We start from the raw sequence: 12,367 nt of genomic DNA on the forward strand, positions 1-12,367 counted from the left end.
GGGGGCTCCCGGGGGGTGGGCGGGGTCCGGCCCCCCCCCCGCCGGCCCCCCCCCACCCCCGCTCCGGCCCCGCACCCCTCCCCACCGTTGTCGGCTGTCCCGCCCCGAGCCCCTTCCCCGCCGTCGTGGGCTGTCCCGCCCCGGGCCCCTTCCCCGCCGTCGTCGGCTGTCCCGCCCCGGGCCCTTCCCCGCCGTCGTCCGCCGTCGTCGGCCGTCCGGGCCCGGCAGCCCTTCGGCCGTCCGGACCCGCATCTCCCCGCCGTCGTCGGTCGTCCCGGGGGCGGGGCCTGCCGTCAGCCCGTTTCCGTACCGCGGAACGTCACCCGGCCGTCGACCGTCGTCAGGACCACCGGCAGGTACGGGAGGTCCGTCGCGGAGGTCGTCAGCGGGTCGTCCGCCAGGACCGTGAGGTCCGCGCGGTGCCCGAGCGCGAGGCGGCCCGCCTCGTGTTCCTCGGCCGCCGCGTAGGCCGCGTTGACCGTCATGCCGCGCAGCGCCTCCAGCGGCGTCAGGGCCTGCTCGGGGCCGTGCGGCGGCTGGGTCAGGTCGCGGGTGGGGCGGCGGTGGCGGGCGCCCGCCATGACGCCGAGGGGCGGGAACGGGGCGATCGGCCAGTCGGAGCCCAGGACGACGGTGGCGCCGGAGTCCCAGAGGTCGCGGCAGCGCCAGGCCCGCGAGGCGCGCTCCTCGCCGAGGCGGCGGGACCAGTTGTCGGTGTGGTCGGCGCGGGTGAAGTCGCAGCAGTGCGTGGGCTGCATGGAGGCGATGACGCCGAGCTCCGCGAAGCGGTGCAGGGTGTCGTCCGGGACCGTCTCGATGTGCTCGATCCGGTGGCGGACCCCGCGGCCCGCCTTCTCGATCGCGTCCAGGGCGTGCCGTACGGCCGCGTCGCCGATCGCGTGCGTGGCGGTGGGCACCCCGGCCCGGTGCAGCTCGCCGACGACGTGGGTGTAGGCGGCCGGGTCGGGCCAGAAGGCGTGGGTGGACTCGCCGTGGCAGTCGGGCCGTTCCAGCCAGGCCGTGCCGTTGTCGATGGTCCCGTCCATGAAGAGTTTCACGCCGTCGACGCGCCACAGGGCGCCGCCCCGGCCCTGCTGGGCGATCAGCTCGTGCACGACGTCGGCGTCCGCGCCCGGCTGGCACCAGGGCGCGACCCGCAGCCGGAGGGGGAGTTCGCCGGCGGCGTCGAGTTCGGCGAGCAGGCCCAGGCTCTCGCCGTTGGCGTCCATGACGTGGCCGCCGGTGAGGCCGGCCGCGGCCATGGAGCGCAGCGCGGAGGCGAGGCGGTCACGGCTCTCGGCGCGGGTGGGCCGGGGGGCGACGCGCTCGACGAGTTCGCAGGCGGCGTCCTCCTGGAGCAGGCCGGTGGGACGCCCGTGCGCGTCGCAGACGACCTCCGCCGAGGCCTGGGCAAAGGTACGCGGGCCGTCCACGCCGGCGAGTTCGAGGGCCCGGCGGCTGGCCAGTGCCGAGTGGGCGTCGAAGAGCAGCAGGAAGGCCGGGACGCCGGTGAGGACCGCGTCGAAGGGGGCGATGTCCACCGGCTCGTCGCCGAACACGTTGGGGTCGAGGCCCCAGCCGAACAGCCAGTCGCCGCGCCCGAGTTCGCGGACGGCACCGGCGAGCGCCGCGCGGACGTCCGCGAGGTCGGCGCAGCGGGAGAGGTCGAGGCCGTGGGTCAGTTCGGCGCCGGTGACGGGGTGGAGGTGCCCGTCGACGAGTCCCGGGGTCACCACGGCGCCCTCGAGGTCGATCACCTCGGTCCCGGCGCCCGCGAGCGCGCGGATCTCCCGGTCGTCGCCGAGCGCGGCGATCCGCCCGCTCTCGGACACGGCGAGCGCGGTCTCCCGCAGGAAGGAGCCGGTGCCGGGGTCGAGCAGCCGGGCGGAGGAGAGGACGAGACGGGTACGCACACGAGCTCCAGGAAGGATTACGGGGAGGGAGGAAGAGGCTCAGGGCCCGGTGGGCTCCGACGGGGAGTCCGCGGAGCGGGCGGGGGAGTCGGCCGCCCGGGGCGCCGGGCTCCCGGACGGTGCGGCGGGGAGTACCTCGGGCAGCGCCTTCGCCTCGCGTTCGAGCGTGCCCGGCGGCAGACCGAGTTCGCGTTCCGCGAGGGTCACGGCCATCCGCAGCACCGGCTCGGGGCGGTTGCTGCGGTCGGCGTTGGCGTGGGCACCGAGGCCGTCGAGGACGACGAGGATCTGGATCGCCGTGACGTGAGGGTCCGCGGTCCGGAACTCCCCGCGGGCGATGCCGTCGCGGATGACGCCTTCGAGCCGAGCGTCGTTGGCGAGCTCCTGCTCCTCGACCCGGTCGCGCAGGACGGGGCGGTAGCGGCTGAGGTGGCGGGCGTTGATCCAGAGGCGGCTGATGTCGTCGTACGCGTCGCCGGAGGAGAGCGCGAAATAGCGCGCGAGGTACTGGGTGGGGGTTGTCCCGTCGGGGCGGTCGGCGGGGAGCAGGGCGTCGAGCTCACCGGTGGCGGCCGTGCCGAAGGCCTCGGCGACCAGGGTCTCCGCGGAGGGGAAGTAGTGGCTGATCAGCCCCGGGCGTACGTCGAGCTCCTCGGCGATCCGCCGGAGGGTCACGCACTCGAGGCCCTCGGTCAGGGCGACCGCCGCGGCCGCGTCGACGATCTCCGCGCGCCGGGCCTCGGGGGACTTGCGAACACGTTTGCGCTGGACGCTTGACGACATACGGGTGATGCTATTGAGTGTGCGACCAATAAGCAACCAGTGAGGCACGTCACGCTCTTCCGGAGGGTCGCCGTATGGCTTCCAGCACCCCTGCCCCGAGCACGTCCGGGCACCCCGCCACCGATCGGCCCACACGGATCGAGTCGCACGGCATCGACCACATCCCCGACGAGGAGCGCCACGGCCACCCGCGCGAGCTCTTCTCGATCTGGGCCGCCGCCAACGTCAACTACCTCAGCCTCGTCGTCGGCGGCGCGCTGGTGCTGATGGGCCTCGGGCTCGCCCAGGCGATCGCGGTGATCGTCGTCGGGAACCTGTTCTGGCTGCTCACGGGCGTGCTCGCGGTCTCCGGGCCCGCGGCGGGGGCGCCGAGCGAGGTGATCACGCGGGCGATGTACGGCGTGCGCGGGAACCGGGTGAACAACGCGGTGACCGGGTGGGCGATCTCGGTCTGCTACTTCGCGCTCAATCTGGCGGCGGCGGCCGGCGCCGCCTTCGCCCTGGTGGAGAAGGCCGGGCCGACCGCCTCCACCGGAGTGAAGATCGTCGTCGTCCTCCTCATCGCCGGGGTCACGCTCACCATCGGCGTGTACGGACACGCCCTGATCGTCCGGCTCTACCTGCCGATCACCATCGCGCTCACCGCGGTCTTCGGGGTGGTCGGGTACGCGGTCCTGCTGCACGCGGACTTCGGTTACGCCCCGGACGGACCGCTCACCGGCACCGAGCTGTGGGCGACCCTGATCGGGGGTGTCACTCTCATCGCGGCCGGCCCCCTCTCGTACACGACCAGCGCCGACTTCTCGCGCTACCTTCCCGCGACGGCCTCACCGAAGGCGGTCGCCGGGTGGACCGCCCTGGGCGGCTTCCTGCCGAGCGTCGTGGTGTGCTCGCTCGGCGCGCTCGCGGCCACGGTCGTCGACATGACCGATCCGCAGGCCGCCCTGGAGTCGCTGCTGCCGGGCTGGTTCACGCCCGTCTTCCTGCTCGCCCTCGTCCTCGGGACGATCGCGATCAACGCGATGACCGCGTACAGCGCGGGCCTCGCCCTCCAGGCCGTGGGCGTCCGGATCCGCCGCTCGCGCAGCGTCCTCGTCGACGGCACGGTCGCGGTCGCGCTGACCCTGTACGCGCTTCTGGTCTCCAACTTCCTGGACACCGTGAGCAACGTCCTCCAGCTCACCGTCGTCCTGCTCGGCCCGGCCATGACCGTGTACGCCGTCGACATCCTGCTGCGCCGCAACGCCTACGACGGCCGCGCCCTCATGGACGAGACCCGGACCGGTCCCTTCTGGTACACCGCGGGCGTCAACCCGGCCGGTGCCGCCGCCGTCCTCGGCGGCGCCGGCCTGGCCGCCCTGTGCGTCGACACCGCCTACACCGGCCCCGTCGCCCACGCCCTGGGCGGGCTGGACCTCGCCCTCCCCCTCGGCATGGGCGTCTCGGGCCTCGCGTACGCCCTCCTGACGCGCGGCCGGATCCCCCGCTAGCGCGCTCCCGACGCCTCGACCAGTCCCCGCATCACCCTCAGGTCCTCGCCCATCTCCGGGTGCCACTGGACGCCGAGGGCCCAGGTGGGGGAGGGGAGTTCGATCGCCTCGACGGTGCCGTCGTCCGCGTGGGCCGAGGCGATGAGGTTCTTGCCGAGGACCTCGACGCACTGGTGGTGGTAGGTGGGGACCTCGGTGCGTTCCGGGGCGAGGGCGGCGTAGCGGGTGCCGGGGATCGGGGTGACCGGGTGGCGGCCCATGACGCCGACCGCTTCCGTATGGCCGTCGAGGTGCTGGACGAGGGTGCCGCCGAGGGCCACGTTCAGCAGTTGCATGCCGCGGCAGATGCCGAGGAGCGGGGTACCGGTGTCGAGGGCGGCCTCGACCAGGGCCAGTTCCCAGCTGTCCCGGGCCCGGGCCGGCGGGCCGGTACGGGGGTCGGGCTCGGCCCCGTACCGTACCGGCTCGACGTCCGCGCCCCCCGCGACCACCAGGCCGTCCAGCCGGGCGACGGTCTCCGCCGCCGCGGACGGGTCGTCCGGCGGCAGCATGACCGCCAGCCCGCCGCTCTCCCGGACCAGGCGCGGGTACGCGGCCGGGAGCAGCGCCGCGGGCAGGTCCCACACCCCCCAGCGGGCCTGGTCCAGATAGGTCGTCACGCCGATGAGCGGCTTGGGCACGGGGTCCTCCGGGGTCGGGATCGGGGGGTCGGTCAGCGTTCGAGTTCCGCCTCGGCCGCGGCCAGCGCCGCGAACTCCTCCTCGGGCGCCTTCGCCACCAGGTGGTGGCGACTGTAGAACGCGAAGTAGGCCAGGGCGATCACGTACACCCCGAGTGCGATCAACGCCGCGTCCTTGTCCACCAGGAAGGTCGCCACGAGGGCCGAGAGGGCGAGGACGAAGGCGATCGAGGAGGTCACCACACCGCCGGGGGTGCGGTACGGCCGGGCGAGGCCCGGCTCGCGGCGGCGCAGGACGATGTGGGAGAGCGCCATCAGCGCGTACGAGATCGTGGCGCCGAACACCGCGATGTTCAGCATCCGGGCGCCGTTGCCGGTCCCGGCGGCGAGCGCGAAGCCGAGCGCGCCGGGGATCAGCAGGCCCAGGTACGGCGACTTGCGGCGGCTGGTGAGGGAGAGGAAGCGCGGCAGGTAGCCGGCCCGGGACAGCGCGAAGAGCTGCCGCGAGCCCGCGTAGATCAGCGAGAAGAAGGAGGCCACCAGACCCGCGAGGCCCGCGTAGTTCACGAAGCGGCTGAGCGCGGTCGGCTCCCCGTCGCCCTGCAGCGCGACCACCAGGGGGTTGCCGGCCTCCTGGATGGCCGCCGAGCCGCGCGCGCCGGTCGCCGCGAAGAAGGTCACCACCGCGAGCAGCACCAGGATGCCCATGGACAGCGCGAGCGCCCGCGGCATCGAGCGCACCGGGTCCTTCGCCTCCTCGGCCGCGAGCGGCACGCCCTCGACGCCCAGGAAGAACCACATGCCGAAGGGGAACGCCGCCCAGATGCCGAGCAGGCCGAACGGCAGCCACGAGTTGGAGCCGAGCGCGTTCGTGTCGACCGGGATGTCGTCCAGGCCGTTCACGTGGAAGTCGCTGACGGCGCCGAGCGCGAAGACCAGCAGGGCCGCCACCGCGACCGCGGTGACGATCAGGCTGAAGCGCAGCGCCTCGCCCACGCCCCACAGGTGGATGCCGATGAAGAGCGCGAAGCAGACCAGGTAGACCGGCCAGCCCGACTCCAGGCCGAAGAGCCCGAGCGACTCGACGTAGTCGCCGATGAAGATGGAGATGGCGGCGGGCGCCAGGACGTACTCGATCAGGATCGCGGTGCCGGTCAGGAAGCCGCCCCAGGTGCCGAGCGCGCGCCGGGCGAAGCCGTAGCCGCCGCCCGCCGTGGGCAGGATCGCGGACAGCTCGGCCAGCGAGAAGACCAGGCACGCGTACATCGCGCCCATGAGGACCGTCGCGATGGCCAGGCCGCCGAAGCCGCCCTTGGACAGGCCGATGTTCCAGCCGGAGAAGTCGCCGGAGACGACGTACGCGACGCCGAGCCCGGTCAGCAGCAGCCAGCCGGCGCTGCCCCGGCGCAGGGTGCGCCGTTCCAGATAGTCGTCGGCGGCGACCGTGTTTCCTGTGGTGCCTGAGGTGTCTTCCAGCGTCATGACTGCGCTCAGCTCCCCGCAACGGGCCCAATGGATTGGTGCCATACCTTTGCGTCGGGCAAGCGGGGAGCGCAAGTCCCCTGCGTTACTTTCGGGTTACGCCCGGGGCCCGCCGGCGGGTGGCGTCAGGTCAGGAAGCCGCGCAGCAGCGCCGCCGTCCCCGCGCAGTGCTCCCGCATCACCTCGCGCGCCGCGTCCGCGTCCCCGTCCAGCACCGCCTCCACCAGGGCGGTGTGCTGGTGCTGCGAGTGCTCCAGGTTGCGCACCAGCAGCGGGATGCAGTCCAGCAGGTCGTTGACGGTGGCCCGGACCGCCGCGTACTGCGCGGTCAGCGTCGGCGAACCGGACAGCTCGGCCAGCGTGAGGTGCAGCAGCGTGTCCTGACGCCGGTAGTCGCCCAGCGGCGCGTCGTGCGTCGCCGCGAGTGCCGCCCGCAGCCGCTCCGCGCCGTCCTCGTCCAGGCCGTGCGCCGCGCACAGCCCGGCCGCGCCGACCTCCAGGACCTCGCGGAACCGCAGAGTGTCCTCCACGTCGACGGCGGCGATCCGGCGCCGCAGCTCCGCCTCGTCGGCGGTCTGCGGGCGCTGCAGGACGAACGTTCCGCCGTACCGCCCGCGCCGGCTCTCCACCAGGCCCTGCTCCTGCAGCACCTTCAGGACCTCGCGCAGCGTGACCCGGCTGATCCCCATCCGGTCGGCCAGCTCCCGCTCGGCCGGCAGGCGCTCCCCGCCGGGCACGAGCCCCAGCCGTACGACCTGCAGGATCTGCTCCAGGGCCTCCTCGAAACCGTTGCCCGCGCGCACCGGCCGCAGCACGGGCGTCAGCCGGTCCGGCGATTCACTCGTACTGGACACCTCGACGTTTCCCCTTCCCAAGCAATGGTCCTGAGCAATACCTTATGGCTCCCGGCAGGCCGAAGGAGGAGTAATCCCGTGGCAGACCGCAAACCCCCGCTCACCGTCGACGAGCTCCGTGCGCTCGTCGCGAGCGGCGAGATCGACACCGTCGTCCTGGCCTTCCCCGACATGCAGGGCCGGCTCCAGGGCAAGCGGTTCGCCGCCCCGTTCTTCCTGGACGACGTGCTCGACCACGGCACCGAGGGCTGCAACTATCTTCTGGCCGTCGACACCGAGATGAACACCGTCGACGGCTACGAGATGTCGTCCTGGGACCGTGGCTACGGCGACTTCGCCATGCATCCCGACCTCTCCACCCTGCGCCGCCTCCCCTGGAACGAGGCCACGGCCATGGTGATGGCCGACCTCGCCTGGAGCGACCGCACCCCCGTCGTGGCCGCCCCCCGCCAGATCCTGCGCCGCCAGCTCGACCGGCTCGCCGCCCACGGCTTCACCGCCCACGTCGGCACGGAGCTGGAGTTCATCGTCTTCAAGGACACCTACGAGCAGGCATGGGACGCCAACTACCGGGGGCTGACCCCGGCCAACCAGTACAACATCGACTACTCGGTGCTCGGCACCGGCCGGATCGAGCCGCTGCTCCGCCGCATCCGCAACGAGATGGCCGGCGCCGGCCTCACCGTCGAGTCCGCCAAGGGCGAGTGCAACCCCGGCCAGCACGAGATCGCCTTCAAGTACGACGAGGCCCTCGTCACCTGCGACCAGCACGCCGTCTACAAGACGGGCGCCAAGGAGATCGCCTCCCAGGAGGGCTGCTCCCTCACCTTCATGGCGAAGTACAACGAGCGCGAGGGGAACTCCTGTCACATCCACCTCTCGCTCCAGGACGCCGACGGCCGCAACGTGATGGCCGGTGACGGGGCCGACGGCATGTCGGACGTCATGCGGCACTTCCTCGCCGGACAGCTCGCCGCGATGAGGGACTTCTCCCTTCTCTACGCCCCCAACATCAACTCCTACAAGCGTTTCCAGCCCGGTTCCTTCGCCCCCACGGCCGTCGCCTGGGGCCACGACAACCGGACCTGCGCGCTGCGGGTCGTCGGCCACGGGCGCTCCACCCGCTTCGAGAACCGGCTGCCCGGCGGCGACGTGAACCCGTACCTCGCCGTCGCCGGACTCGTCGCCGCCGGCCTCCACGGCATCGAGCAGGGCCTCGAGCTCCCGCCCGCCTGCACCGGGAACGCCTACACCGCCGAGTACGAGCACGTCCCCACCACCCTGCGCGAGGCCGCCGAGCTCTGGGAGAACAGCGAGATCGCCAAGGCCGCCTTCGGCCCCGAGGTCGTCGCCCACTACCGCAACATGGCCCGCGTCGAGCTCGACGCCTACGACGCCGCCGTCACCGACTGGGAACTGCGCCGCTCCTTCGAACGCATGTGAGGAACGACTTGCCGCACGAACTGCACGTCCTGAACCCGGCGACCGAGGAGGTCGTCGCCACCGTCCCCGCCGCCACCGCGGCCGACGTCGACGCCGCGGTCGTCCGGGCCGGCGCCGCCCAGCGCGCCTGGGCCGCGGCCGCGCCCGCCGACCGGGCCCGGGTCCTGCGCCGCTTCGCCGCCGTCGTCGACGCCCACGTCGAGGAACTGGCCCTCCTGGAGGTCCGCGAGGCCGGCCACACCATCGGCAACGCCCGCTGGGAGGCCGGGAACGTCCGCGACCTGCTCGACTACGCGGCCGGCGGTGCCGAGCGCCTCAACGGGCGCCAGATCCCCGTCGCCGGCGGCCTCGACATCACCATCCTGGAACCCCTCGGCGTGGTCGGCGTCATCGCGCCCTGGAACTTCCCCATGCCGATCGCCGCATGGGCCACCGCCCCGGCGCTCGCCGCCGGCAACGCCGTCGTCCTCAAGCCCGCCGAGACCACCCCGCTCACCGCCCTGCGGCTCGCCGAGCTCGCCCTGGAGGCAGGTCTCCCCGAGGGCCTGTTCCAGGTCCTCCCCGGCGAGGGGCCGGTCGCCGGCAACGCGCTCGTCGAACACCCCGGCGTCGCCAAGGTCGTCTTCACCGGCTCCACCCGCGTCGGCAAGCAGATCATGGCCAAGGCAGCCGACCAGGTGAAGCGGGTGACCCTCGAACTCGGCGGCAAGAGCCCCAACATCGTCTTCGCCGACGCGGACCTCGAGGCCGCGGCCGCCGCGGCGCCGATGTCCTTCCTCGACAACAGCGGCCAGGACTGCTGCGCCCGCACCCGCATCCTGGTGCAGCGCGACGTGTACGACCGCTTCCTGGAGCTCCTCACCCCGGCGATCGAGGAGATCGTCGTCGGCGACCCCCTCGACGAGCGCACCCAGATGGGTCCCCTCATCTCCCGCGCCCAGCTCGACCGCGTCCGCTCCTACGTCACCGAGGACCTCACCGCCGTCCGCGGCAAGGCCCCCGAGGGCCCCGGCTTCTGGTACCCCCCGACCCTCCTCACCGGTGTCCCCGAGGACGCTCCCTGCGCCGTCGAGGAGATCTTCGGCCCCGTCGCCGTCGTCCTGCCCTTCGACGACGAGGCCGACGCGATCCGACTCGCCAACGCCACCCCGTACGGCCTGTCCGGCTCCCTGTGGACCCGTGACGTCGGCCGCGCGCTGCGCGCCTCCCGTGCCGTCCGGGCCGGCAACCTCTCCGTCAACTCCCACTCCAGCGTCCGCTACTGGACCCCGTTCGGCGGCTACGGCCAGTCCGGCCTCGGCCGGGAGCTGGGCCCCGACGCCCTGACCGCCTTCACCGAAACCAAGAACGTCTTCATCAGCACGGAGGCCTGACCGCATGAGCACCCAAGAGACCATCTGCCGCCGGCTCGTCGGCCGTACCGCCGTCATCACCGGCGCCGGCAGCGGCATCGGCCTCGCCACCGCCCGCCGCCTCGCCTCCGAGGGCGCCCACGTGGTGTGCGGCGACATCGACGAGCGGGCCGGCAAGGCGGCCGCCGAGGAGGTCGGCGGCACCTTCGTGAAGGTCGACGTCACGGACCCGGAGGAGGTCGAGAACCTCTTCAAGGTCGCCTTCGACACCTACGGCTCCGTCGACATCGCCTTCAACAACGCCGGCATCTCGCCCCCGGACGACGACTCCATCCTGGAGACCGGCCTGGAGGCCTGGAAGCGCGTCCAGGACGTCAACCTGACCTCCGTCTACCTGTGCTGCAAGGCCGCCCTGCCGTACATGCGGCGCCAGGGCCGGGGCTCGATCATCAACACGGCCTCCTTCGTCGCCATCATGGGCGCGGCCACCAGCCAGATCTCGTACACCGCGTCCAAGGGCGGCGTCCTCGCCATGTCCCGCGAGCTCGGCGTGCAGTTCGCCCGCGAGGGCATCCGCGTCAACGCGATCTGCCCCGGTCCGGTCAACACCCCGCTCCTCCAGGAGCTGTTCGCCAAGGACCCCGAGCGCGCCGCGCGCCGTCTGGTGCACATCCCCGTCGGCCGGTTCGCCGAGGCCGAGGAGATCGCCGCCGCGGTGGCCTTCCTCGCCAGCGACGACTCCTCGTTCGTCAACGCCACCGACTTCCTCGTCGACGGCGGCATCTCCGGCGCGTACGTGACCCCCCTCTAGACCTCGCCACCGCCGCCACACCTCCCCACCCCCACACCCCCACCCGCGCAGCCGGGCGTCGCAAGGCGCCCGGCTGTCGCGCGTACGGACAGGAGAGCGCTCATGAACAGCCCGCTCCGCACCGCCGCCGTCGCGGCCTCGCTGGCCCTCGCCGCGACCGGCCTGCTCCCCACCGCGAGCGCCGCCGCGCGGCCCGCGGGACCCCCGGACTGCCCGACCCTCACCGTCTCGGAGGGCTGGTACGGCGACAACAAGGCGCGCCTCGACGCGCTGATCGCCGGCCAGTGCGCGACGCGGGCCCACGACGCCCGCCACGGCCACAAGGGCGTGAAGCCACTGGCCGTCTTCGACTGGGACAACACCGTCATCAAGAACGACGTCGGCGACGCCACCTTCTTCTGGCTGCTCCGCCACGACCGCATCCGGCCCCCGCACCACGGCGAGTGGCGCACCACCAGCCGCTACCTCACGCCCGAGGCCGCGGACGCGCTCGGCGCCGCCTGCCCCACCGGCGCCCGCACCCTGCCCACCGCGGCCCCCACCGCCACCGCCACCCGCTGCGCCGACGAGCTGCTCGCCGTGTACGGCACGGGCGCCACGACCGGCGGCAGGACCGCGTTCGCCGGCTACGACCACCGCCGCATGGAACCCCAGTACGCCTGGCTCGCCCAGCTCCTGCGCGGCTGGACCGCGAGCGAGGTCCGCTCCTTCGCCGCCGCGGCCCGCGCCGAGAACCTGGCCGCGCCCCAGGGAGCCACCCAGCAGGTCGGCAGCCGGCAGGTCACCGGCTGGGTCCGCCACTACGACCAGCAGCGCGACCTGATCCGCACCCTCCAGCGCGCCGGCTTCGACGTCTGGGTCGTCTCCGCGTCCCCGGAGCCCGTCGTGGACGTCTGGGCGCGGGGCGTCGGCATCGACCCCTCCCACACCATCGGCATCCGCAACACCACCGAGCACGGGCGCCTCACCGGGCACCTCAAGGGCTGCGGCGGCGTCCGCGACGGCGAGGACCGGATGATCACCTACATCGACGGCAAGCGCTGCTGGATCAACCAGGAGATCCTCGGCGTCCACGGCCCGGCCGCCGAACGCGTCCAGCCCGCCGCCCGCCGCCAGCTCCTCGCCGCCGGCGACTCCGACACGGACGTCACCTTCCTCCGCGACGCCACCGGCCTGCGCCTCGTCCTCAACCGCAACAAGAACGAACTCATGTGCCGCGCCTACGACAACGCCGACGGCCGCTGGATCGTCAACCCCATGTTCCTCGACCCGAAGAAGCCCCGCACCGTCCCGTACCCCTGCGCCACCACGGGCTACACCGCCGCCGACGGCACGGCGCAACCGGTCCGCCGCGCCGACGGCAGCGTGGTGCCGGACCAGCAGGACACCGTCTTCTGACCCGTCCGTCCCCGGTGACGGCGACCCGTCCGTCCCCGGGTGACGGACGGCCGGTCCGTCCCCGCCTGACGGGCGCCGCCCTCGTCGTCGACGTCACGGCCGCGGCCGTCCTGCTCGGCGTCGTCGTGCACGGCGCGAGCGAGACCTTCGCGCGCTGAGTAC

Annotated in this window: 11 protein-coding genes; 6 read left to right on the forward strand and 5 right to left on the reverse strand. The window is 73.3% G+C overall.

Annotation, left to right across the window (positions count from 1 at the left end):
* Positions 1 to 293: 293 nt before the first annotated feature.
* The gene (locus ACIRQF_RS27195; protein WP_404095773.1) at positions 294 to 1,913 is read right to left on the reverse strand and encodes an amidohydrolase; all 1,620 of its coding nucleotides are present in this window, start codon (positions 1,911 to 1,913) and stop codon (positions 294 to 296) included.
* A gap of 39 nt (positions 1,914 to 1,952) precedes the next feature.
* A complete protein-coding gene (locus tag ACIRQF_RS27200; protein WP_404095776.1) occupies positions 1,953 to 2,696 on the reverse strand; it encodes a TetR/AcrR family transcriptional regulator in 744 nt (247 codons plus the stop codon).
* Between the two features lie 74 nt (positions 2,697 to 2,770).
* Here ACIRQF_RS27200 and ACIRQF_RS27205 point away from each other — a divergent pair, with 74 nt between their 5' ends.
* Positions 2,771 to 4,186 (forward strand): purine-cytosine permease family protein, encoded by a 1,416-nt coding sequence (locus tag ACIRQF_RS27205; RefSeq protein WP_404095778.1) that lies wholly within the window; start codon positions 2,771 to 2,773, stop codon positions 4,184 to 4,186.
* Here ACIRQF_RS27205 and ACIRQF_RS27210 read toward each other — a convergent pair.
* The 3 genes from ACIRQF_RS27210 to ACIRQF_RS27220 all read right to left on the reverse strand — a co-directional run bounded on the left by ACIRQF_RS27210 (position 4,183) and on the right by ACIRQF_RS27220 (position 7,201).
* The gene (locus ACIRQF_RS27210; protein WP_404095780.1) at positions 4,183 to 4,866 is read right to left on the reverse strand and encodes a gamma-glutamyl-gamma-aminobutyrate hydrolase family protein; all 684 of its coding nucleotides are present in this window, start codon (positions 4,864 to 4,866) and stop codon (positions 4,183 to 4,185) included. The two genes, ACIRQF_RS27205 and ACIRQF_RS27210, sit on opposite strands and share 4 nt — an antisense overlap.
* A gap of 32 nt (positions 4,867 to 4,898) precedes the next feature.
* Positions 4,899 to 6,347, reverse strand: a complete 1,449-nt coding sequence (eat, locus tag ACIRQF_RS27215; protein ID WP_376637729.1) for an ethanolamine permease — start codon at positions 6,345 to 6,347, stop codon at positions 4,899 to 4,901.
* Positions 6,348 to 6,472: 125 nt separating this feature from the next.
* Positions 6,473 to 7,201, reverse strand: a complete 729-nt coding sequence (locus ACIRQF_RS27220) for a FadR/GntR family transcriptional regulator (protein ID WP_376637730.1) — start codon at positions 7,199 to 7,201, stop codon at positions 6,473 to 6,475.
* Between the two features lie 78 nt (positions 7,202 to 7,279).
* On the opposite strand from ACIRQF_RS27220, the gene ACIRQF_RS27225 reads away from it, so the two are divergent.
* From ACIRQF_RS27225 to ACIRQF_RS27245, 5 genes are all read left to right on the forward strand, one after another.
* The gene (locus ACIRQF_RS27225) at positions 7,280 to 8,644 is read left to right on the forward strand and encodes a glutamine synthetase family protein (protein WP_376637731.1); all 1,365 of its coding nucleotides are present in this window, start codon (positions 7,280 to 7,282) and stop codon (positions 8,642 to 8,644) included.
* A gap of 8 nt (positions 8,645 to 8,652) precedes the next feature.
* On the forward strand, positions 8,653 to 10,017 hold the full coding sequence (locus ACIRQF_RS27230; RefSeq protein WP_376637732.1) for an aldehyde dehydrogenase family protein: 1,365 nt from the start codon (positions 8,653 to 8,655) through the stop codon (positions 10,015 to 10,017).
* A 4-nt stretch (positions 10,018 to 10,021) separates the two neighbouring features.
* Complete coding sequence (locus tag ACIRQF_RS27235) at positions 10,022 to 10,807, forward strand: 3-oxoacyl-ACP reductase (RefSeq protein WP_389758887.1); 786 nt, start codon at positions 10,022 to 10,024, stop codon at positions 10,805 to 10,807.
* Between the two features lie 102 nt (positions 10,808 to 10,909).
* Positions 10,910 to 12,205, forward strand: coding sequence for an HAD family hydrolase (locus ACIRQF_RS27240; protein ID WP_389758884.1), 1,296 nt, complete (start codon positions 10,910 to 10,912; stop codon positions 12,203 to 12,205).
* Between the two features lie 14 nt (positions 12,206 to 12,219).
* Complete coding sequence (locus tag ACIRQF_RS27245; protein ID WP_389758882.1) at positions 12,220 to 12,363, forward strand: hypothetical protein; 144 nt, start codon at positions 12,220 to 12,222, stop codon at positions 12,361 to 12,363.
* Positions 12,364 to 12,367 lie beyond the last annotated feature (4 nt).

The organism is Streptomyces sp. NPDC101191, assembly GCF_044767915.1.
In the GTDB taxonomy this organism is placed as follows: Bacteria; Actinomycetota; Actinomycetes; order Streptomycetales; family Streptomycetaceae; genus Streptomyces.